Origin of the sequence: Pseudomonas sp. TWI628 (assembly GCF_039673865.1) — a bacterium.
Lineage (GTDB): Bacteria > Pseudomonadota > Gammaproteobacteria > Pseudomonadales > Pseudomonadaceae > Aquipseudomonas.
On the sequence record NZ_JBDJMM010000018.1, the window covers coordinates 16,999 to 38,745 of the forward strand.

A 21,747-nucleotide genomic window follows, 5' to 3' on the forward strand; every position below is an offset into this window, starting at 1 on the left:
GGTCAGAAACGGCGTGAGGAAAACGCGTCGAGCCATGCAGGCGCTGTTCCTTCGATGAGTTGGCTTACCAGTTGCCCTGTTACCCCCGCCAGTGTCAAGCCAAGGTGCTGATGACCAAAGGCGTGAATCAGGCGCGGTTCGTTCGGCGAGACGCCAATGACCGGTAGCGAGTCCGGCAGCGACGGGCGAAAGCCCAGCCAGCGCCTCGCCACTGGCTGGCGAAGGCCAAGCACGCAGCGTACCCGTTGCTCCAGGTACTCGTAGCGCCGGGGGTTGGCTGGGTCATTGATTGAACCCAGCTCCACGGTGCCGGCCACGCGCAGGCGACCCGCCATGGGAGTCATGTAGAAGGCGCTTTCGACCGGGCAGCAGGGGCGTTCGAGCAAGGTATCTTCCAGGTCGAACTCGATATGGTAGCCACGCTCGGTATCCAGCGGGATGCGATCGCCCAGTTGCTGCGCGAGGGAGGCAGACCAGGCTCCGCCGCAGAGCACCACGCGTTCGGCGAGCAGGCTGTGGCCATCGGTGCAGTCCAGTTGCAGTGCGTTGCTGCGCCGAACAAGGCGCTGCACGGTACTGAAACACAGGGTACCGTCGTGCAGCAGTGGCGCAGCCAAGTCTTCGAAGAACCGCTGTGGATCATCCAGATGGGAGGATTTGGGGAAGAGGATGCCGCCGACCGTCTTGCCGGCGAGCGCGGGCTCAAGTGCTTCGAGTTCGTCGCGGCTCAAGCGCTGTTGAGGGATGCCGAAGCTGTCACGCAGCGCATAACCGCCGTCGGCGCCGCGCAGGCTTTCCAGGCTGGAGTAGGCATAGATGCAGCCTTTATGGCGCAGGTGCTTTTCGGCCACAGGCGCCTCATCCAGCAGTGGTGCATACCCTTCGTAGGTGTGTTGCAGCAATTGTGCAAGGGCCGTCGCGTTGCGCTGGAAATGATGAGGCCGGCACTGATTCAGGAAGCGGACAAGCCAGGGCAGCAAACGCGGCAGGCGAGACCACCGAACCACAAAGGGCGAGTCCGCCGAGAAGAGCAGGCGTGGTATGTCGCGCAGTAGGCCAGGTTGTGCGATAGGCATGCAGCCGTAGGGTGCGAATGTGCCCGCATTGCCATAGGAGGCACCTGCAGCGACCGCATCGCGTTCCAGCAACACCACCTGATAACCCCGGCGGCGGAGCCACAAGGCAGTGGCAACGCCAACCGCACCGGCACCGATTACAGCGACTTCACAACGCTCTGGCATCTTCATCTAGGCTTCAGACCCTGTCGAACATATGCAAATGGCCTTGCTGCGCGAAACGGGCAATGACGTCCAGGGCCTGGACGAGCTGCTCGCGCGACTTGGCCGCGGAAAGGTTGATGCGCACCGCATTGGGCGACTGGTCATGGCGCAGGCTGAACGCCCCGCCGGGCAGTAGCCCGACGCCATGCTCCCGGCAAAGGCGGGCGAAACGTGACGCGCTCCAAGGTTCAGGCAGCTGCAGCCAGGCATGTGTGCCAACATCGCTGGCCTGGAAATGCAGGCCCTTGAGGTGCTCTGCGAGCAAGGCCTGGCGTTCGCGCAACTCCTCGCGCTGATGGGCAATCAGTGCCTCGCTGACGCGATCCTCGATCAAGCGTGTCGCGATCAGCGCGTTAAGCGGCGAAATGCTCCAGCAGTCGATGCGCAAGGTAGTGGCGATGTTCTGCACCTGTTCGGGCGGCGCGACGACGAAGCCGATGCGCAGGCCCGGTGCGATGCATTTGGAGAGGGCGGTGACATAGAACGTCCGCGCAGGGCGGCGCAACATGAACGTCTCGTCCCTACGCTCGAGCAAGGGGCGATAGACATCGTCCTCGATCAGCCAGAGTTCGTCGTGCGGTGCAAGTACTTCAAGGAGCTCTGCACGACGTTGCGCGTCGAGGGTGATGGCGGTCGGGTTATGGATCGACGGCACGAGGAACAGCACCCGTGGTGCGTAGGTCGCGATAGCCTCGCCCAGGGCTCGAGGGTTCATGCCTCGCTCATCCCCCTCTACGCCAACCAGGTTCAGCCCCAATGACCGGCACAGGGCGTTGATGCCCTGATAGGTAATGCTGTCGGCCAACACGGTGTCACCTGCCACTGTCATGGCGCGCAAGATGCAGGCGATGCCGTGCTGGGCCCCTTCGGTGATCACCACATTGCTCGGTTGAGCGGGTACATCCAGTGCACGCAACCAGGTCGCCGCGGCTTCTCGCGCCCAGGACATGCCTTCGGAGGGGTGATACTCCTTCATCCCGGCAAAGCGCGGGTCGCTGGCCAGGCGCGGCAGGAGGGTGGCCAGAGCCTGGGTGTAATCATCGGTAGCGGGGCGGTTGACGCTGAGGTCGATCATGCCGGGGGCATCGCTTGGCGCCGACTGGAACTGCACCTGCACCTGGCGCGGCACCGCAACCTGGGTGCCCCGGCCTGGACGACTCTCGACCAGGCCTTGCTCCTGCAGCACGGCCATGGCGCGGGTCACGGTGGTGATGTTGATGCCCAGTTCGCCGGCCAGCTCGCGATGGGGTGGAAGCCGTTCGCCCGGACGCAGGGCGCCACTGCGAATGGCTTCGGCAAGGGAGGAGGCCAGTTGCGCGTAGAGTGTTTCGGCGCTGTCGCGCTGCAGCAGCGTATCCGTCTTTAGGGCAGCAAGTAGCTCTTTGAATGGGCTCATGGCCTGATTTTTCCTTGTGCTTATCCTGTGCACAGCAGGATAAGAGCTGGGCTTGTCCTGTATTGTCACCCATGACAAACGATATTGACAAGATAAATATGGGTTGATAGCTTCGAGTTGTACTGCTTGTCATGCATTACAATAATACGAACCCCTACGGTAGGAATTCGCCATGACAGATCAGCCGTTCCACAACCTGGCGCGCAGCCCGCTTGCATTGCTTCCGCTTCCAGGGGGCCATGGCAGGCGCCCAGAATATCCGGCGTCGCATCACATTTCATCATCCGATGTCTCGTTCGGCGAGGCTCGCTTGTACGGCAACACGCAGGATCAGGAGGTGCACCCATGAGCCATTCGCTGAAGCTGGATGAACCGCGTGAGCGCCGGCTGAGTGGCGCCTTGCGCCAGCGGCACATCACCATGATTTCGCTGGGCGGCATCATTGGCGCCGGCCTGTTCGTTGGCAGCAGTGCAACCATTGGCGCGATCGGCCCCGCAGCGTTTCTCAGCTATCTTGCTGCCGGCATCGTGGTGATGCTGGTCATGCGCATGCTCGGTGAAATGGCGGTGGCGATACCGGGCGTTGGATCGTTTACCGAGTACGCGCGACTGGGGCTGGGCAATTGGGTCGGTTTCACCAGTGGCTGGTTGTACTGGTACTTCTGGGTCATTGTCGTGGCGGTGGAGGCGGTGGTTGGAGCCGACATATTGAAGCAATGGATCCCGCTGCCCGCCTGGGCCATCGGCCTGAGCCTGCTGGCAATCATGACCGCCATCAATTGTCTGTCGGTGAAGTCCTATGGCGAGTTCGAGTACTGGTTCGCATCACTCAAGGTGTTCGCCATCATCGTGTTCATTGGCCTGGGTTGTGCCTATCTGTTCGGATGGGCGCCTAGCACCGGCGCCTTGCTGGACAACCTGGTCAACGACCGCGGCTTCATGCCCTACGGCATCAGCGCCGTGCTCGCCGGCGTGCCAACAGTGATCTTCGCGGTGGGCGGCGCAGAAATCGCTACCATCGCTGCAGCCGAATCGGATGACCCTTCCAAGAGTGTCGCTGCGATGACCCGCTCGGTGATCTTTCGGGTGATCACGTTCTACGTCGTCTCTATTCTGCTGATCGTCTGTATCGTGCCCTGGGGCAGTATCGAGGCAGGTCATTCACCTTTCGTCACCGCCATGGAAGTCATGCATGTACCGGGTGCGACGCTGATCATGGAAGCCGTGGTTCTGGTTGCCGTGCTGTCGGCGTTGAACTCGGGGTTGTATGTGTCTTCGCGCATTCTGTTCGGCCTCAGCGAGCGTGGCGATGCGCCGGCTGCATTGTCGCAACTGACCGGGCACCGGGTACCGCGCTTGGCGGTATTGCTGAGCAGTGTGATTGGCTACATTGCCATCGCCGCAGCGATCGCGTCACCGCAAGGTGTTTTCCTTTTCCTGGTGAACGCCTCGGGCGCCATCATGTTGTTTGTCTACCTGGCCATCGCGATCGCTCAAGTGCGGCTGCGCCGTCAACTGGAGCGCGAAGCGCCACAGCGCCTGACGCTGCGCATGTGGCTGTTTCCCGGTCTGTCCTACGCGGTTATCGCCGCCATCGTCGGGGTGCTGGTGGCCATGGCGTTCCAGGAAGGGCTGCGCACGCAATTGCTTGCCAGCCTGGTCAGCCTGGCGGTGGTTTCGACGGCGCATTTGTTGGTGCGCAAGCGCCGGTTGCACGCCGGGCCGCGTGACACGCGCGTTGCATAATCGCACCGTCGGATCGAAACCCCGCCAACTGGCGGGGTTTTCTCATGAAGCGTCATTGCAAATCAGTCACTCGCGACTGGCAGCTATCGACCCATTGCTGCCTCTCGTGACGGGTAGCAATAGTGGACTCATGTCATCTAGCTATGGTCTCGGTCCCGCATGATAAAGTTCTCGTGGAAATCATTTTTTGAAGTCCCTTACCGAGTACTTGGATTACGTTTACCCCGACGGGCCTTTATATCCTCGTGCGCGCCCCGTGCTAAAGCACGTGCTCGGCAACTTCAGGCATGGATACGCAGTGATTTCATGCCCATTCGTGAAGAGCGCTCCACTGCTGTGATCTTCTACCGACCAACCAACAATCTGCTATCCGAAAACGCCCAACAGGCCGCGCATCGGCTATTCGAAGCGATCGATCCGCTGATAGAAGATCCATGAACTGTTGCTGGCATTCGCCGTCTTGTTTGGCATTTTTGACTACTCCACGGTTCCGGTCACGGCGAGCCTACTGGGTAGCCGGTTGGGTCTACGGAATTTAGGGCTATCGCTTGGTCTACTCTCTGCCGGGCACGCCATCGGCGGTGCATCCGGCGCATTTTTCGGAGGGTGGATATTCGATCACGCGGGTGAGTACGTTACCTTATGGTACGTCTCCATCATGCTTGCCGGCCTGGCAGCAGCTTTGATCATCCTATTGAAAGAAGAAAGGGAGCCTGCCGGTACCATTCAGGCTCAGGACGCTTAGTTTTCAGGCACTGAGCGAGACCCCAGCTAATCGCTTCCCTTCATAGCGTCCACTTCCAATTCAAACATGTCAGTACAGGAAAGCCTCTTAGCCTCAGCTACTTCCGCTTGAAGGCATCACGACGAGACTCGCGTTCGTGAAGGAAACGATCGCTGATCAGCGCTTCCAAGTCCTCGCGTTCCACAGCGTTGCCGCAGTGAGGACAAACGCTGGCCACACCCACATCATGGCCGCAGGCGCGGTGCACGAAATGCACGGCCAATCCCTCATCCGGGTTTTTGCACCACTTCTCGCCCCAGGCGCGCAGCGCGTAAATCACAGGATAGAAGTCCCAGCCCTTGTCGGTCAGATGATATTCGTAGCGCAGCGGCTTCTCGCTGTAGGGCCGGCGTTCGACCAGGCCATTTGCCTCCAGCGCTTTGAGCCGCGAAGTCAGCATCTGGGGCGTAGCGGTGGTCTGGATCTGCATTTCCTCGAAGCGTGTCGCGCCCATGTACAGCTCACGCAGGACCAAAATGGTCCATTTGTCGCCCACTAAATCCATCGAGCGTGCCACCGGGCACACCGTATCGCTTGTCACGTCCAGCCTCGACATCACGCTGCTTTCTCCACAGAAACTATTGTTTTCATAGTAACCCAGCGTGATTAACCATGTCGCATGGATTAACGCTCAAAGCCTCATTCTTATTGACACTATGATTTTCATAGTTAGCATGAGGCCTATGCGGCTTGCGCTGTCGCAGCGCGGCATTTGTCGGTATAGCAAACGTCCCAGAACGCCTCTCTCACCTGGAGCACCATCATGACCCATCCTGTGTATGCCTCGGAGCGGACCGCTCTGCTGCTGGTCGACCCCTACAATGACTTCCTGTCCGATGGCGGCAAGCTTTATCCCATGCTCAGAAGCGTCGCGGACGAGGTTCAACTGCTCGACAACCTGCGCAGGACCGTTGCCGCCGTTCGGGCACAAGCAATTCAGGTGTACTACGTGCCTCATCGGCGCTGGCAGCCCGGCGACTACACCCGCTGGGATCACCCCAATCCCACCCAACGCCTGATCCAGGAACGTCACACCTTTGCCAAGGGCTCCTGGGGCGGCGAATGGCATCCCGACTTCGTGCCACAGGAGGGCGACATCATCATCCAGGAACACTGGGTACAAAGCGGGTTCGCCAATACCGACCTCGATTTCCAGCTGAAGCAACGAGGCATCACACACTTGATCGTCGTCGGCCTGCTGGCGAACACCTGCATCGAATCGACCGCACGCTTCGCCATGGAGTTGGGTTATCACGTCACGCTGGTACGCGATGCGACAGCCGCCTTCAGCAAGGAAATGATGCACGCGGCGCACGAACTGAACGGGCCGACGTTTGCGCACAGCATCGTCGACACCCACGGGCTCGTACAGACTTTGCAACAGCAGTGAAGAGGCTACGCATGTCTGCCTCTAGCGCATCGCCAATGGGGGTTTCCAGCCGCCTTGCCACACTCATGGCCATGTGCTGCGCGCTGGCGGTCTCGACTATCTACTACCACCAGCCGCTTCTGCCGCAGATGGCAGCGTCGTTTGGCATGGCGCCGACACAGGCCGGCCTGGTCGCCACGCTGACGCAGCTTGGCTATGCGCTAGGCCTGCTGTTCATCGTGCCACTCGGCGATTGCCGACAACCACGCCAACTCGCGCTGCTGGCCATCGCGGGAAATGCCGTTGCCTTACTTCTTTGCGCGGTATCACCGACTTTCATGATGCTGTGCATAAGCAGCCTTCTGGTCGGGGTGACGGCGATCACTGCGCAGCTCATCATTCCCTGTCTGTCGGGGTTGGCCACTCCGGCTGAGCGAGGTCGAATCGTAGGGAGCCTGCTCAGCGGCCTCTCGGCAGGCCTGTTACTGGCCCGCATGCTCGGGGGCTTCGCCGGTGCACATGCGGGGTGGAGAGTCGTCTTCGTGCTGGCCTCGCTCAGCGATGTCCTACTGCTGTTCATCGTTGCCAAGCGCCTGCCCGCCACCGCGAGTCTGCAGACGATAAGCTACGGGCGGCTCCTGGGTTCGTTAGGCAGCCTGGTCAAACAGGAAAGCGTGCTGCGTTACTGCGCGGCGAGCGGCCTATTGATGTTCGCTGCATTCAGTGCGCTGTGGGCTTCGCTTGCCGCGCTATTGGCACAACCTCCATACGGACTCGACTCCGCTACCATTGGTCTGTTTGGCCTGGTCGCGTTGTTGGGCATCGTCGCGTCACCTTGTATTGGCACGCTTACCGATCGCCTGGGCAGGCACACCATGGTTCTAGCCGGCGCGATGACCCTCGTCCTGGGCTTCGCCTGCATAGCAGCGGGCGGGCAACATCTTGGCTGGCTGATCCTCGGCATGGTGCTGCTCGACCTAGGCAATCGTGCCGGGCTGGTTGCCAACCAGGCACGCGTATTCACCCTGAGGACGGAGGCCAGAAGTCGGCTAAATACCGTATTCATGGGGTCGTATTTTCTGGGGGGAGCGATCGGCGCCGCATTGGGGAATTATGGCGTGCACCAGGCCGGCTGGATCGGCCTTGCCACTGTTGGCATTCTGCTGTCTTTAGCGGCCACAGTTATCAATGCGCTTGCACCCCGTGAATCGAGCTCGACGATGGGTGAGGTACGCCCATGAGCGATTAAAAGACGACTCGACAGCGCATCTTTTGCTGGTTTGCTTAGGCTTCCAGCCATGCCGTAAGCTGGCATTCAACTCCCGGGCGGGCGCAACACTCACCCAACAATCGAGACATCCAATCCGCTTGGCTCCCCATCAAGCTCTCATAACTGGGTGGGGATCCTGCGTCGTGTTTCGTTCGCCCCTACTCGAACACGGAACGGGGGACCAACTTTCGTGCTAGAGCGAAGCCCACTCTTCGCGATACTGAACCAGGAAATCCACAAAAGCGCGCACCCTCTGCGGGATATGACGACCGTGAGGGTACAACAACGTGTACGGCCTCGATCGCCCGCTAAACGGTTTCAAGACTTCGACGAGTCGCCCATCAGCGAGCTCTTGTTCCACGATGAATTTGTAGGTTTGGAATAATCCGGCACCGTTCCTGGCAAGTGTCACTCCGCCCAGCACGTCGTCGGAACAGGAATAGCCTCCAGCAGTGAATACCTCACGCTCTCGACCGTCCTCTTGGAACAGCCAAGAGATACGCCGCCCGCTACTCGGAAGCTCAAATTGAATGCATTCATGCTGGTCCAGGTCCTGCAAAGTCTGCGGTGCCTCGACCTTCTGCAGGTAGGCTGGAGACGCTACGACAACCAACTTTGCATCCTCCAGTAACCTCGCAATCATCGTGGAATCAGGCTGAGCTCGTACCCGAATCGCCAGGTCGTACCCTTCTGCAACAAAGTCGATATTTCGATTACCGAGGTGGATATCAACGGTTACCTCAGGATATAGCTCCCGAAATTTTGGCAGCAAAGGCAGGATGCGGTGGTGCCCATAAGTCGTGGGCAGGCTGATACGAAGGCGGCCTGAAGGCGTTGCTTGAGCGCCCATAACTGCCTGCTGGGCCTCTACCAGTTGCGTGAGCGCCTGGCTGCACTGCTCGAAAAAATCCTTTCCCGCATCGGTCAATCGAATGCTTCGCGTTGTCCTTGCGAACAGCCGTGAGCCCAGCCTTTGTTCCAAGCGAAGGATCGACCTGCTCACTGCGGCCGGAGTAACGCCAGCGAGCTGAGCTGCGGCAGTAAAGCTGCCCGCTTCTGCGGACAGGCAAAACAGCTCAATACTTCCCAACTGCAGATCGTCAAAATGCCGCTTCATAGGATTTATCCGTACAGGGGCTGGTAGAAGGCTTGTTGTCGGACTGCAGTAGACGGTTGCGCGGACCGGAGAACGCTGCTTGACATTTAGACTGTTCGGTCTAATTATCCCTAGATGGACATTCCAATGAAAGCCCCCAGGCGCGGGCGCCCTCCAAAAATCTCGCGTAGCGATCCCGATACTCGGCGTGCATTGATCCGCTGTGGCGTGGAGCTGCTGACCGAGCAAGGATTCAACACTACTGGTATTGAACAGGTTCTCAAACGGGTCTCCGTACCGAAAGGCTCCTTCTATCACTATTTCGACAGCAAGGATGCCTTCGGGCGTGAGGTCCTCGCTGAATACGGAAATTTCTTTGAGCGCCGCCTGCGCCGGATCCTGCTCAACCCCCATCGAGAACCGTTGGAGCGCATCGAAGATCTGCTGCAGGAGTCGCTCATCGGCATGGAAAAGTACAACTGGCGTCGCGGCTGCCTGGTAGGCAATCTCGGCCAGGAAGTGACTTTGCTGCCCGATGATTTTCGCGATCAGATAGAGAAGATTTTTCGAGTTTGGGAGGCACTACTCAGCCAATGCCTCCAGGAAGCGCAGGCCAACCAATCGATAGCCCGGTCTGTGGAGTGCCAACAACTGGCAGCTTTTTTCTGGATTGGCTGGGAGGGCGCAATCACGCGCGCACGTCTCTGCGAAAGTGGTCACCCACTATCGATCTTCGTCAGGGGATTTCTCGCCGGCATTGCCCGGTGAGTTTTTATCGTCGATTACTAGACAACCGGTCTAAAAGGAGTCGCTATGTTCAATGCTGTCGTTGTGGAGAACCAGGAAGGCGCTAAGCAGGCACATTACAGAGAGCTATCAGATGACCAATTGCCAGCCGGCAGTGTCACCGTTGCGGTGTCTCACAGTACGCTGAACTACAAAGATGCCCTTTGCATCACAAGCCGCAGTCCTATCGCCCGGCACTTTCCCATGATTCCTGGGATCGATTTTGTAGGGGTAGTGGAGCGCAGCGAAGACAGCCGCTATCGCGAAGGCGACGCTGTTTTACTCAACGGCTGGGGTGTTGGGGAAAGTCATTGGGGCGGACTATCCCAGAAGGCCCGGGTAAGCGCAGATTGGCTGATTTCTTTGCCGCAGGGGATGACGCCGCGTAACGCCATGGCGATAGGCACCGCAGGTTATACATCCATGCTTAGTCTAATCGCCCTGGAGCGCGCCGGGCTAAGGCCTGATGCAGGGCCTGTTTTGGTAACCGGGGCGAATGGTGGCGTCGGCAGCATTGCCGTAGCGCTGCTGGCCGCGCGTGGGTATGAGGTCATTGCCTCGACCGGCCGGTTAGATGAGGCAGACCACTTGGTCCGGCTGGGCGCGACGGAAGTGATTGATCGAAACACGTTATCTTCACCGGGTAAGCCGTTGGGCAAAGAGCGCTGGACAGCGGCGATTGACTCGATAGGAAGTCATACCCTTGCGAACGTATGTGCTCAGACCAAAGCCGACGGCTGGGTTGCCGCGTGTGGCCTGGCACAGGGCATGGAGTTCCCGGCTACGGTAGCCCCCTTCATTCTGCGGGGGGTGAGCCTCTTGGGGATCAACAGCGTCACACGTCCATATGCCGAGCGAGTCGAGGCATGGGCTCGGCTAAACGCGGAGCTTGATCTGTCGATTCTGGAGCAGTTAACAAGCGAAGTACCACTATCAGAAGTCATCCCTGTTGCAGATGACCTATTGGCTGGAAGGATTCGCGGGCGCCTCGTTGTTGATACCAGCATTTAATCCATAGCCCAAGCACACTCGCTGCTTTCAAAGAGGCCAGCCCTCTGCGTTGGGGGCTGGATCGCTGTCAATGTGAAATACCAACCGGAGCACGTGCCAATGAGGGATGCTCAAAAGGATGTACTGGACGCTTTCGATAGAGTGACGCTCATCGAGGCGGCAACCCCGAACGACTGGCGGACTCCAATCTAACCATGCACGACTTACTGCCGCTGCAGCTGCGCGACTCGGCTTGGACTGCGAACTGGTCCTCGGCAGGGTAGTGCCGCGGCATGATGCAGAGTACGAAAACAACGGCAACGTTCTGCTTGATAAGATCTATGGCGCCAAGCTCCATGTACTCCCGCAAGGAAAAAAGGCAGCCGAGTTCGCAGCTAAAAGAATCCAGCTGCTGATCGAAGAGGGCAAGAAACCCTACCTGATCCCTATGGGGGGATCGTCACCTCTTGGCGCGCTGGGTTACGCCAGATGCGGTGATGAGATAATGCAGTATGAACGGGATAACGACATCCGCTTCGAGAAGGTACTTCTGCCTAACGGCAGCTCGGGTACTCACGCGGGTCTAGCCGCAGGTTTCGTCACGCGTGGACGATCCCCGACGATTATTCGATCCTATTCAGTGTTGGGAGAGCAAGAACAGGCGGTGCAGCAAACCCTGAAGCTCGCTAACGACGCGCTGGCATTGGTCGGGGCCTCAGAGATCGCGCCCAATCAGATCGATGTAGATGGGAATCACCGGGGAGAGGGTTATGGAATTCCGACGGCTGAGGCTCTTGAGGCAATTGCTTCCCTAGCTCAATCCGAAGGCATCCTGCTTGATCCGGTTTACTCTGCAAAAGCCTTTGCCGGCATGCTTCATGATATTGCTGCAGGAGGCTTCGTCGAGGGGGCTAACCTACTGTTCCTGTTTACAGGCGGCGGACCAGGCGTTTATGCCTATCGCAGTGCATTCGATTTCTGAGCAACCAGCCTTCACAGGAAACTGCTCATCACCGGAATGTGCTGGTGATGAGCATTCTGTCAATCAATGACCTGCGCTCTGACCGCCGTCGACGTGCAGGATCTCGCCGGTGACGAACGAAGCGCTGTCCAAGTAGAGAATCGCTTGAACGATGTCGTTGATCTCGCCCATGTGGCCGACGGGGTGCAGCTTGCCCAGGGCATCGTGAGTTTCGGCGCCATGCATAGGGGTCTTGATGATGCCAGGCGACACGGCGTTAGCGCGGATGCCTCGTTTGGCATACTCAATTGCGATCGATTTGGTGGCAGCGTTGATGCCACCTTTGGTGAGCGATGCCATTACCGAAGGAACGCCGTCGATTGCGTGGTCAACCAGGCTGGTGGTGACGCTGACCACATGCCCGCTACCATTCTTTTCCATTTCCGCGATGGCGAGTTGGGAGATGTAGAAGAAGCCGCTCATATTGGTCGCAACGACCTGCGCATAGTCTTCTTTGGTGTAGCTGGTGAACGGCTTGGCAACAAAAATCCCGGCATTGTTGACGAGCGTATCGATGCGCCCGAAGCGGGCCACGGCTTCGCGCACAACTCGTTTCGCTGTGGCCGGATCCGCAATATCACCGGCAACAGTCAGGATATCTGGATCGGTCGATGGTTGAATGGAGCGCGAGGTCGCTACCACTTTGTGGCCGAGGGCTCGGAACCCTTCCACTACACCTGCACCAATGCCTTGAGATGCGCCAGTTACGATGATGACTTTTTGAGAATTGCTCATGATATTTCCTCTACGATGGATTAAATTTTCAGTTAGACGAAGCGGCTTGTGCCGCCTGTCTTAACACTTGCTCGTAATACTCAACAGACTGTGAGCCTGCGACGACTTGCCGATTGTTCAGTACCATTGCGGGTACAGAGTTGATGCCGCGATCCAAGTAAAAATTTTCGAGCGCTCGGACTTCATCGGTGAATTGCCCGCTTTCAAGTACTACCTGCGCTTGCTGGGCGTTCAAACCGACTTTCTGAGCCAACGCCACCAACGTCTGGTGACTGCTAGGGTTTTGTCCGTTCACGAAGTAAGCCTCAATCAGCGCTCGGTGAAGCTCGCTTTGGAGCCCTTCATTCGCTGCCCAGAACAGCAGGCGATGTGCATCATGGGTATTGAAAAAGTGAGTTCGTCTTTGGAGATTGAACTCAAAGCCGAGCTCCCATCCTCTTTCAACAACCATCTGATTACGTGCCGCCACCTGCTCCGCAGTTCTTCCGTACTTGCGAATCATGTGCTGGATGGCGTCCTCACCTTCGGCAGGCATATCGGGATTGAGCTCAAACGGTTTAAACGTCAACTCGACGTCGATTTCGTCGGCTACGTTGGCGATGGCTTGGACCAAGGCAGTCGAGCCCAGTGCGCACCAGGGGCAGACGACATCAGAAACGAAGTCGATTTTTACCGTGTGCTTCATGGCTTTGACTCCGACAATTGCTTTCTGTACTCGGTAGTCGTAATGCCGGAGTAGCCCCAGTTATCAGTGTCGACTTCTTCGATCACGATGTGGGTCAACTTAGGGTCTTTATGAAGCACGCGCTCCATCGTTTCAGTAATTTCTTTTATTACCTGAGTCTTTTGCTCTCGGGTAACACCATCACGAGTGATGCGGACGCTGATGAATGGCATGGGAAGTTCCTCTATCAAGTGTGCATTTGGGTGATGAGCAGTTGATGGAGAAACTTTAAGATTTCAGAGCAAACTGATAAATATGCCCTGAGGTACTTCATTTGTGACCTCGTGTATCGAATCACGGGGCACAACGCAGCGATGCTTGCGCTAGACCCTCGATGGCTGGCGGAGGTGGACATGGTGCCTTCGATGCTCCGCGGCTGGATCGGTCTGGCCGGGGCCTACGACTTTCTGCCCATCGCAAACCCGGAGGTGAAACCGGTTTTCTACTTTCCGAATTCGCCACCCGACTCCCAACCGATCAACCACGTTAGCGCCAAGTCGCCCCCTGCGCTGTTAATAGCCGCGAAGGACGATACGCTGGTCAATCCCGCGCGCAACACGGGAGGCATGGCCCGACGCTTGCGGGAGCGGGGTGTGCTCGTGCGCGAGCTCTATTTCGCAAGGCCAAGCCACGGGACATTGATTGCGGCGTTCTCCCGCCCTATGCGATGGCTGGCGCCGGTCCTGGATGAGGTGGTGGCGTTCATTCATGGGCAAAATCCAGCATCGGAAATCTCTGACGACAGATGAAGCGCTTGTGCCCAGTGCGCATCTTCTTTCTGGAAACGTGAAGACACGTTCGGGGCGAAAATTGCCTTCATCGAACGGGGCTATCGGCCGTAGTCCGCATTCCAAGCATCGAAAGCTTGCATCATCCTTTGTCTGGTCGACAGATCGGCAGGTATCAAATGCTCGATTCGCAGCGACTCTACAGTGATGTCCAGGGGTAGCCCGAAGGTCGTGAAGGTAGAGAGAAAACTCAATTCGCCATCTGCGGTGCGCACTCGTGTCAGCAGCACGGGGTTGCCAGTCTCTGCGTGCAAGGCCATGCCCGGTGGCGGGAGGCTGCTAAGGCGCTCTGCGAGCGCAGGGCTGCTGACTGACTCCCTGGCCGCGCGTTGCCACGCGGCAGCACGGATCTCCTGGGCATTGACCAGGCGATCTCCCAGGCCGCCGGGGCATAGCAGCGTTTCCAGCAGGTTGAGGCCTGATGACAGGTCCTGCTCCACACCCGCCAGCGCCAACAGCAGCCCCGTGCTCACGTTGGCGGCAGTGATATCCCAATTGCTGTCAATAACGATGGCAGGCGCCGGATTGTTTGCCTGCAGGATATGTTCGAGGGCGGTGTGCACCACACCCATAGCGGGCGCATCGAGTGGTGTCGCGGTGTAGCGCGGCGCGTATCCAGCGGCTAGAAACACTTCGTTGCAGTGATCCAGTGGCGCCCCAAGGGTCGACAGTAAGGCATGCAAGGTGCCGGGGCTGGCTTTGGCACGCCCGGTTTCCACACAGCTGAGGTGGCGCTGTGAAACCCCGGCCATCAGTGCCAGGTCAAGCTGGCTGAGCCCGGCCTGGCGGCGCAGGTGGCGCACATGCTGGCCCGCCGTTGTGGCCGGTGCGGGGGATTTTTGATGGAACAGTTGGTAACTCATGCGTCGTCTCTAGCCCGTCCTTGCGCTCGGGCTCAATGACCTCAGAGGTCATTGAGCGCCAACAATCCTATCCCTACTGTGCCAGGAAAACCTATCAGGGACATGATCATGGCACTTCGTTTTTTTGCGCTGGCATCGTTGGTGCTCTTTTCGATTTACAGCGGCTGGGCGATGTTGATTGCTGAACAATCGCTGCTGGCCTTCGGGCGCGAGCTTGTTTCGCAACCTGATAAAGCCCAGGTGAACGGTGCCTTGAACGTCTACGCGCTGTGCGTGGTTGTGCTGTTCCTCAAGATGTTTGCGGTCTCCTGTTACCAAGGTTGGTTCAGACTGCGACACCGGGCATTCACCAACATAGAGGACGCCGCTGTTTTCAATCGGGTTGCCCGTGAAGCAGAGCTTGCACAAGTGATTCGGGCGAGCAGGGCCTGGGCAAACGACCTGGAGAACATCCCAGCTTTTTTCGCGCTCGGTGGCTTGGCCATTGCCATGAATGCACCGGCAACCGTCACGGCAGTGTTGAGCATGCTGTTCACTGCCGCCAGGGTCCTGCATACCTTGGCTTACTTGAGGGGTGTTCAGCCATGGCGCACGGTTTTCTATGGTGTCGGGATACTCTGCCTCTTGGGGCTCTGCACGTCGCTCACAATGACGATATGGGGGCGCTGATCCTGGGTTTCTGCCAGGAGCCCGAGGCAGCATTTGCTACTGCGAGGCCACCCGTGGAGAGTGCAGGAAACCCCGGACAGGCATGAAAAAAGGGGCCCGTCAGGGCCCCATCGAGGTAACTGGAATCCGCGCTTGTCAGGCTTCGATCTTGCGCGGCGCCATGAAGTACATCCAGATCAGCGCCAGGAAGTACATGGCCGGGATCATGGTGAACAGCACGGCATAGTTGTTGTTCGTCGCCGTCAGCACGCTGCCGACGATCTGCGTCATGAACATCCCGCCAATCGCCGCGCACATGCTGGCGAAGCCGAATACCGTGCTGATCAGGTGCTTGGGGGTGTAGTCCATCACCAGGCTCCAGATGTTCGCGGTCCAGGCCTGGTGCGCGCCGACCGCCAGGGCGATGGCCAGCACCGCCACCCACAGGCCGCTGGCATGGGCGGCGAAGGTCACGCTGACCATGGTGCAGGCGAAGATCAGCATCGACACCAGGCGCGCGGTGGTGGCGCGCACACCGCGGCCGATCAGCCACGAGGACAGGATGCCGCCGCCGATGCTGCCGAAGTCCGCAGTCAGCCAGATCAGCATCAGCGGGATACCCATCTGGGTCACGCTGATGCCCAGGCTGTACTGCTGGTTGAGGAACGGCGGCAGCCAGTACAGGTAGAACCAGAACACCGGCGCGGTGATTGCGTAGGCCACGGCAAAGGCCCAGGTGCCGCGCATGCCGAGGATGCGGCTGAAAGGCAGGCGCGCCACTTCCGGCTCGACGTCCTGCTGGATGTAGTCGAGCTCGCTCTGGCGCACGCTTGGGTGTGCTTCCGGGTTGAAGTATTTGAGCCCCCAGAACACCAGCCAGACCAGGCCCAGGCAGCCCATGGCGATGAACGCGGCCTGCCAGCCCCAGACGGTGAGGATCAGCGGCAGCAGGGCCGGGGTGACCATGGCGCCGACGTTGGTGCCGGCGTTGAACAGGCCAGTGGCGATGGCGCGCTCGCCAGCGGGGAACCACAGGCGCACGGTTTTCACGCAGGCCGGGTAGTTGGCCGCTTCGGTCAGGCCGAGGATGAAGCGGCAGACCATGAAACCGGCCGCCGAGGTGGCCAGGCCGTGGGCGCCGGTGGCCAGGCTCCACAGCAGCACGGCGGCGAAGAAGGCGCGCTTGACGCCGACCTTGTCGATCAGCCGGCCCTGCAGCACGAAGCCGACGGCATAGCCGACCTGGAACCAGAAGTTGATGTTGGCGTAGTCCATCGCCGTCCAGCTCATGGCCTTGGCCAGTTCCGGCTGCATGATGCCGAGCGCGGCGCGGTCGATGTAGTTCAGGGTGGTGGCGAAGAACACCAGAGCGAGCATGCCCCAGCGGGTCTTGCCGACGGCGAAGGCGCCACGGATCTTGTCGCCGATGCCGGCGGATGGCAGCCGTGGGCTGGCGGTAGTGAGCTTGGAGTGGTTCATATCCTGGTCGTTTCTTGAAATTGTAATGAACGGCTTTTTCTCGAACGTGACCTGGCCCCAGGCAGGGGGTACACGCAAGGCCGGTGCATGGTGAGCAGTGAATCGGCGACCGTCAATTCGCTGGAGGGGGCTATTGTTCGATAACCGAACAATAGCGAGCCCCGCTCACACGCTGGCCAGCGCCTTGCCCGCCAGATAGCCGAAGGTCATGCCCGGCCCCAGGGTGATACCACCGCTAGGATAATGCCCGGCCATCACGCTGTGCATGTCGTTGCCGACCGCGAACAGGCCGGGTATCGGCTGCTGTGCGTGATCGAGCACGCGCGCGGCAGCATCGGTGTGCAGGCCGGCGAAGGTGCCAAGGCTACCGGGCAGCAGTTTCACCGCATGGAAGGGGCCGTGCAGCAAGGGCCGCAACGACGGGTTGGGCCCATGCAGCGGCTCGCCCTGGGCTTTGTTGTAGGCCGAGGCGCCGCGCTGGAAGGCCGGGTCTGCGCCGAGAGCCGCATGGCGATTGAAGTCGGCCACGGTGCGTTGCAGCTGTTCGGCATCGATCCCGCAGTGCTGCGCCAGTTCTGCCAGGGACTGGCCGCTGAACAGATAGCCACGGCGCCGATAGAAGCGGGTCGGGAATGGGAAGGGCTTGGCCCAGCCGATACCGTAGCGCCGCTGTGCGGCATGGTCGCAGATCAGCCAGGCCTCGTGCGCTTCGCCCGCTGGCGTGGCGGCGAACAGTGCATTCATGAAGTCGTGGTAGCAGTCGGCTTCGTTGACGAAACGCCGGCCGTCACGGCGCACGGCGATGAAACCGGGCTTGGCGCGGTCGATCAGGTGCGGAAAGTGGCCAACGCTGCCGTCACGGCGCGGCACCTGCGAGACCGGTGCCCAGGCGCCGGCCTGTGCCAGCGTGGGGCCGAGCCGAGCGCCGACCTGTTCACCCAGGCGCAGGCCGTCACCACTGTTCTGCGGCGGCGCGGCCGAGTGATGCTGAGTGCCATCGGGCGCATGGGGCATCAGTTGGGCGATGCGCTGGCGATCGTGGGCAAAGCCGCCACACGCCAGGACCACGCCACGGCGTGCGTGAATCACCTGGCCATTGGCGAACTGGGCGCCGTCGATGCGCCCATTGCCAAGCAAGCGGGTGGCCGCTTTGTCGGTGAGCACGGTCACCTCGAGGTCCAGGGCACTGCGCAACAGGCGGGCGACCAGGGCGTTGCCGTTGACCAGTTGCAGGCCGCGCCGATGCAGCAGCAGGTCGCGGCCATGGCGCAGCAAGCGCTTGCCAACGTGCAGGGCTGCTTGAGGCGAGCGACGGGCATTGAAGAAGGCGGCCAGGTCGGCGCCACCGGCGATGCCCATGCCTGCCAGGCTGATGATGTCCAGCGGCGGGCGCAGCTTGTGCAGCCATGGCCCGAGCAACCGACCGTCGAACGGCAGCGCGCACAGCGAGCGCCCGCCACGCGCGCTGCCGTCGCCTTCACGCATGTCGGGCATCTTGCTGCCGGACTGGAACTGCACGGCCGTGTGTTGCTGGAAGAACGCCACCATCTCCGGGCCGTGGCGCAGGAAGGCTTGCTGGCGAGGGTCCAGTTCGGCGACGTGGGTCTGGGCGCGCAGGTAGCGTTCCGGAGCATCGTCGCTTTCGACGATGCCTTCGGCGACGGCCAGCGGGTTGCGTGGAATCCACAGCCAGCCCCCCGACCAGGCACTGGTGCCGCCAAGCTGGCTGGCCTTTTCCGCGACGATCACCTGCAGGCCGTGATGCGCGGCAGTAACGGCGGCCGCCAGGCCAGAGGCACCGGAACCGATGACAAGTACGTCACACGCGAGGGGTTGCATGCTGGGGTCCCGCTCAGGTTAATGAAGTGGTCAGTTATTGCAGCGGTGAAAAGCCCGTGGGCCGCAGCAGCCGCGAGTGCAGTTGCAGCACCGCGCCCAGCTCCCGGTTACGCCGCGAGAACTCCGCCCAGCGCGGGTCGGCGGCCATCGCGGCGCGGCGCGCCATGCGCTCGTCGAGGCTGGTGTAGGCCCACAGGTGCACCACCTGGTTGACCTCGCCGAATTCGCTGGTAAAGAAGCCCACCAGGTTGCCCAGGTGCTCGCTCTGCACCTCCAGCGCATGGCTCTGATACAGGGCCAGCCAGTCGGCCATCTTCAGCGGGTCGAGGGTGTAGGTTCTCAGTTCGTAGTACATGTGGGTTTCTCCAGAGGGGTGGCTGGCGCCTGCAGGCGCTCGGCGATATGGCTGGCAGCGATCCAGCCAAAGGTGAGGGCGGGGCCGAGGGTGATCCCTGGGCCTGGGTAGGTGCCGTTCATCATTGAGTTCATGTCATTGCCCACGGCATACAGCCCGGCAATGGGCGCGCCGCTGCGGTTCAGCACGTTGGCATTGGCGTCGGTCACCAGGCCGCGTGCCGAGCCGAGGTCGCCGGTATGGAGGCGGATGGCGTAGTACGGCGCTTTGGTCAGTGGCGCCAGGCACGGGTTGGGCTGGTGCTGTGGGTCGCCCATGTAGCGGTTGTAGCTGTTGCCGCCTTTGCCGAATTCACGGTCGATGCCGTTACGCGCATCGGCATTGAAATGCTCAAGCGTCTGCTGCAAAACCTGCGGATCGACGCCAATGGCCGCAGCCAGGGCCGGCACGCTGGCGGCGCGCTGCAGGTAGCCGGCGGCGATCAGCGCCGCGTTGTCCAACGGTTTGGGCCGCGCCAGGCCCAGGCCATAACGGTTCATCGCCTCGGCGTCGCAGATCAGCCAGCAATGGCCGATGCCGTTGGCGAACATGGTCTGCACGAAGTGGTGGTAGGAATTGGATTCGTTGACGAAGCGCCGCCCGCCCTGGTCGACCGCGATCACCCCCGGCTTGGCGCGGTCGGTGACCAGGTGCGGAAAGCGCTCGCGCTCGCCATTGGCATGGCGCAGCTCGGACACCGGTGCCCAGAAGAAATTGGCCGCCAGGCCCTCGCCCTGGGCGGCTGCCACTGCCTCGCCAAGGCGCAGGGCGGCGCCGTCGTTGGTCGGTGGCGACATGCTCAGGTGTGGCGCTGCGGCATCCGGACGATAGCCGGCAGCCAGCTGCCCGGCAGCAAAACCGCCCATGGCACAGACCACGCCACCGCGGGCCTGCACCCGTATCCGCCGGCCTTCGCGCTGCACGATGACACCGGTTACCACGCCGTGTTCGACGACCAGCTCTTGCGCTTCGCTGCGCAGCCACAGGTGTGTGCCATGGGCGAAGGCGCTGCTGGCCAGGCGGGCGATCAGCGCGTTGCCGGTGGTCAGGCGAGTCCCCCGCGGGTGCTTCAGGCGGTCCCGCGCATAACGTGCCATCAGTTTCAGGCAATGCCACAGCGAGGCGGGCGAGCGGCGCAGGTTGAGAAAATGCTGGATGTCCACGCGGTTGACCATCATGCCGCCGAACAGCAGCATGCCCGGCGGTGGCATCTTCAGGTCCTTGAAGCGTGCACCGAGGTGGCGACCGTCGTACTCGACCATCTCCAGCGCCCGGCCGAACTCGGTGGCGCCTGGCTCGTCGGGGTAGTAGTCCGGCGAATGCGGGCGCAGGCCGTAGCGCAGCTCGGTGTTGTGCTCCAGCCAGCGCAGGGCCTGGTGGCCACGCTCGATGAAGGCATCCACCAGCGCCGGGTTGTAGCCTGCGCCGATGATAGTCTGCAGGTAGGTGCGCATGGCCTCGGGCGAATCCTTGGCACCGGCAGCCTGTGCCTGATCGCTGCCGTAGATCCATGCCGCGCCGCCGGAAATCGCCGAGGTGCCGCCAAAGTGCTCGGCCTTCTCCACCACCAGTACCTTCAGCCCGCGGCGGGCCGCCGTGGCCGCCGTGGCAAAGCCCCCGGCACCGCTGCCCAGCACCACCAGGTCGAACACCGCTTGTTCGCTAGCGCTCATGGTTTCAGATCTCCAGCGGCGTGACGCCCATGAAGGCGCCGAGGTGGCCCAGTTGGGCGAAGGCCATCTGCGCGCCGGTCTGGACCGGGCAGCCGCGTTCACGCGCCTTGTGCAGCAGTGGGGTGATTTCCGGCGAGGTGACCACGTCGGCCACCAGCGTGGCGGCTTTGAGGGTGTCCAGCAGTGCAGCCGGCAACGGCAGGTCGCCGCTGTTGCCCATGCCGACGGGGGAGGCGTTGACGACCAGGTCGAAGTCCTCCAGCGAGTGATACTGTGTGGCGATTTCCAGTTCCGGGAAGGCATTGCCCAGCACTTCGCCCAGCGCACCGACGCGTTCGGCGCTGGGGTCGCTGAGGGTGATCTGGCCCAGGCCTGCTTCACCCAGCGCATAGGCGATCGCACTGCCGACCCCGCCGCAGCCCACCACCAGCGCACGCTTGCCGCTGGCCACGAAGCCTTGCAGGCGGGCGGCGCCGAGGAAGCCGGCGCCATCGACGTTATCGCCCAGCAGGCGGCCGTCGCGCTCGCGGCGGATCACGTTGACCGAGCCCAGTGCCTTGGCGCGGTCGCTAAGCCCGTCCAGTCGCGTGGCCAGGGCTTGCTTGTACGGCACGGTGACTACGCAGCCGCGCAGGTTGCGCCAACCGCGCAGGTTGTCGACAAAGGCACCCAGCGCCGTTTCCTGCAGGTCAATGGGCAGCATCGCCAGGTCGCGGGCGTTGTTGGCGAACCAGGTGTTGAAGTTTTCCGGCGACTTCACCTGAGCGATTGGCGAACCGACGATGGCGACCAGTTCTGTCGAACCTCGGATCATGCTGACCTCCGTTGTGACTGTTGTTGTGGAGGCAAGCTTGGCGCGAGGTGGC

The 21,747-nt window shown here is 60.8% G+C and carries 22 protein-coding genes and 1 pseudogene; 10 read left to right on the top strand and 13 right to left on the bottom strand.

Going from position 1 to position 21,747, the window contains the following annotated elements; all coding sequences use genetic code 11:
* Nucleotides 1-2 precede the first annotated feature (2 nt).
* Nucleotides 3-1,247, bottom strand: coding sequence for an FAD-dependent oxidoreductase (locus tag ABE528_RS15495; protein ID WP_346653406.1), 1,245 nt, complete (start codon nt 1,245-1,247; stop codon nt 3-5).
* Between the two features lie 7 nt (nt 1,248-1,254).
* Complete coding sequence (locus tag ABE528_RS15500) at nt 1,255-2,676, bottom strand: PLP-dependent aminotransferase family protein (RefSeq protein ID WP_346653407.1); 1,422 nt, start codon at nt 2,674-2,676, stop codon at nt 1,255-1,257.
* Between the two features lie 345 nt (nt 2,677-3,021).
* On the opposite strand from ABE528_RS15500, the gene ABE528_RS15505 reads away from it, so the two are divergent.
* The 3 genes from ABE528_RS15505 (at nt 3,022) to ABE528_RS15515 (ending at nt 5,167) form a co-directional block, all read left to right on the top strand.
* Nucleotides 3,022-4,422, top strand: a complete 1,401-nt coding sequence (locus ABE528_RS15505; RefSeq protein WP_152959295.1) for an amino acid permease — start codon at nt 3,022-3,024, stop codon at nt 4,420-4,422.
* Nucleotides 4,423-4,728: 306 nt separating this feature from the next.
* Nucleotides 4,729-4,860, top strand: a complete 132-nt coding sequence (locus ABE528_RS15510; protein WP_346653408.1) for a hypothetical protein — start codon at nt 4,729-4,731, stop codon at nt 4,858-4,860.
* Between the two features lie 4 nt (nt 4,861-4,864).
* On the top strand, nt 4,865-5,167 hold the full coding sequence (locus ABE528_RS15515; protein WP_346653409.1) for an MFS transporter: 303 nt from the start codon (nt 4,865-4,867) through the stop codon (nt 5,165-5,167).
* Nucleotides 5,168-5,264: 97 nt separating this feature from the next.
* Here the strand turns inward: ABE528_RS15515 and ABE528_RS15520 are convergent, their stop codons facing one another.
* A complete protein-coding gene (locus ABE528_RS15520; protein ID WP_346653410.1) occupies nt 5,265-5,762 on the bottom strand; it encodes a winged helix-turn-helix transcriptional regulator in 498 nt (165 codons plus the stop codon).
* A 207-nt stretch (nt 5,763-5,969) separates the two neighbouring features.
* Here ABE528_RS15520 and ABE528_RS15525 point away from each other — a divergent pair, with 207 nt between their 5' ends.
* Both ABE528_RS15525 and ABE528_RS15530 read left to right on the top strand, forming a co-directional pair.
* Nucleotides 5,970-6,596 (top strand): isochorismatase family cysteine hydrolase, encoded by a 627-nt coding sequence (locus tag ABE528_RS15525; RefSeq protein WP_346653411.1) that lies wholly within the window; start codon nt 5,970-5,972, stop codon nt 6,594-6,596.
* A gap of 11 nt (nt 6,597-6,607) precedes the next feature.
* Nucleotides 6,608-7,816, top strand: a complete 1,209-nt coding sequence (locus ABE528_RS15530) for an MFS transporter (RefSeq protein WP_178120077.1) — start codon at nt 6,608-6,610, stop codon at nt 7,814-7,816.
* Nucleotides 7,817-8,038: 222 nt separating this feature from the next.
* Here ABE528_RS15530 and ABE528_RS15535 read toward each other — a convergent pair whose 3' ends face one another.
* Complete coding sequence (locus ABE528_RS15535; RefSeq protein ID WP_346653412.1) at nt 8,039-8,962, bottom strand: LysR family transcriptional regulator; 924 nt, start codon at nt 8,960-8,962, stop codon at nt 8,039-8,041.
* A gap of 126 nt (nt 8,963-9,088) precedes the next feature.
* Here ABE528_RS15535 and ABE528_RS15540 point away from each other — a divergent pair, with 126 nt between their 5' ends.
* The 3 genes from ABE528_RS15540 to ABE528_RS15550 all read left to right on the top strand — a co-directional run bounded on the left by ABE528_RS15540 (nt 9,089) and on the right by ABE528_RS15550 (nt 11,699).
* Nucleotides 9,089-9,709 (top strand): TetR family transcriptional regulator C-terminal domain-containing protein, encoded by a 621-nt coding sequence (locus tag ABE528_RS15540; protein WP_346653413.1) that lies wholly within the window; start codon nt 9,089-9,091, stop codon nt 9,707-9,709.
* A gap of 45 nt (nt 9,710-9,754) precedes the next feature.
* Nucleotides 9,755-10,738: an MDR family oxidoreductase gene (locus ABE528_RS15545; protein WP_346653414.1), complete on the top strand. Its 984-nt coding sequence runs from the start codon at nt 9,755-9,757 to the stop codon at nt 10,736-10,738.
* Nucleotides 10,739-10,970: 232 nt separating this feature from the next.
* On the top strand, nt 10,971-11,699 hold the full coding sequence (locus tag ABE528_RS15550; protein ID WP_346653415.1) for a pyridoxal-phosphate dependent enzyme: 729 nt from the start codon (nt 10,971-10,973) through the stop codon (nt 11,697-11,699).
* 63 nt (nt 11,700-11,762) lie between these two features.
* On the opposite strand, the gene ABE528_RS15555 is transcribed toward ABE528_RS15550, so the two are convergent.
* From ABE528_RS15555 to ABE528_RS15565, 3 genes are read right to left on the bottom strand one after another with little or no spacing between them, the layout of a single operon-like run.
* Complete coding sequence (locus ABE528_RS15555; protein ID WP_346653417.1) at nt 11,763-12,473, bottom strand: SDR family NAD(P)-dependent oxidoreductase; 711 nt, start codon at nt 12,471-12,473, stop codon at nt 11,763-11,765.
* A 28-nt stretch (nt 12,474-12,501) separates the two neighbouring features.
* Nucleotides 12,502-13,158 carry a DsbA family oxidoreductase gene (locus ABE528_RS15560; protein WP_152956451.1) on the bottom strand — a complete coding sequence of 219 codons (657 nt, stop codon included), beginning with the start codon at nt 13,156-13,158 and terminating at the stop codon, nt 12,502-12,504.
* Nucleotides 13,155-13,370, bottom strand: coding sequence for a 4-oxalocrotonate tautomerase family protein (locus ABE528_RS15565; RefSeq protein WP_346653418.1), 216 nt, complete (start codon nt 13,368-13,370; stop codon nt 13,155-13,157). The genes ABE528_RS15560 and ABE528_RS15565 overlap by 4 nt, the downstream gene beginning before the upstream one ends.
* Nucleotides 13,371-13,499: 129 nt before the next feature.
* Between ABE528_RS15565 and ABE528_RS15570 the strand changes: the two are divergent.
* Nucleotides 13,500-13,946 (top strand): annotated as a pseudogene (locus ABE528_RS15570) (alpha/beta hydrolase); the annotation flags it as partial.
* 80 nt (nt 13,947-14,026) lie between these two features.
* Here ABE528_RS15570 and ABE528_RS15575 read toward each other — a convergent pair.
* The gene (locus tag ABE528_RS15575) at nt 14,027-14,848 is read right to left on the bottom strand and encodes a helix-turn-helix domain-containing protein (RefSeq protein ID WP_346653419.1); all 822 of its coding nucleotides are present in this window, start codon (nt 14,846-14,848) and stop codon (nt 14,027-14,029) included.
* 240 nt (nt 14,849-15,088) lie between these two features.
* Here ABE528_RS15575 and ABE528_RS15580 point away from each other — a divergent pair, with 240 nt between their 5' ends.
* Complete coding sequence (locus ABE528_RS15580; RefSeq protein ID WP_346653486.1) at nt 15,089-15,517, top strand: MAPEG family protein; 429 nt, start codon at nt 15,089-15,091, stop codon at nt 15,515-15,517.
* 135 nt (nt 15,518-15,652) lie between these two features.
* Here ABE528_RS15580 and ABE528_RS15585 read toward each other — a convergent pair whose 3' ends face one another.
* From ABE528_RS15585 to ABE528_RS15605, 5 genes are all read right to left on the bottom strand, one after another.
* Nucleotides 15,653-16,975 carry an MFS transporter gene (locus ABE528_RS15585; protein ID WP_152956453.1) on the bottom strand — a complete coding sequence of 441 codons (1,323 nt, stop codon included), beginning with the start codon at nt 16,973-16,975 and terminating at the stop codon, nt 15,653-15,655.
* Between the two features lie 165 nt (nt 16,976-17,140).
* Nucleotides 17,141-18,814: an FAD-dependent oxidoreductase gene (locus ABE528_RS15590; RefSeq protein ID WP_346653420.1), complete on the bottom strand. Its 1,674-nt coding sequence runs from the start codon at nt 18,812-18,814 to the stop codon at nt 17,141-17,143.
* 34 nt (nt 18,815-18,848) lie between these two features.
* Complete coding sequence (locus tag ABE528_RS15595) at nt 18,849-19,169, bottom strand: NIPSNAP family protein (protein ID WP_346653421.1); 321 nt, start codon at nt 19,167-19,169, stop codon at nt 18,849-18,851.
* Complete coding sequence (locus ABE528_RS15600; RefSeq protein ID WP_346653422.1) at nt 19,154-20,881, bottom strand: FAD-dependent oxidoreductase; 1,728 nt, start codon at nt 20,879-20,881, stop codon at nt 19,154-19,156. Before ABE528_RS15600 ends, ABE528_RS15595 begins: the two co-directional genes overlap by 16 nt.
* Nucleotides 20,882-20,885: 4 nt before the next feature.
* A complete protein-coding gene (locus tag ABE528_RS15605) occupies nt 20,886-21,695 on the bottom strand; it encodes a shikimate dehydrogenase (RefSeq protein ID WP_346653423.1) in 810 nt (269 codons plus the stop codon).
* Between the last annotated feature and the right edge of the window lie 52 nt (nt 21,696-21,747).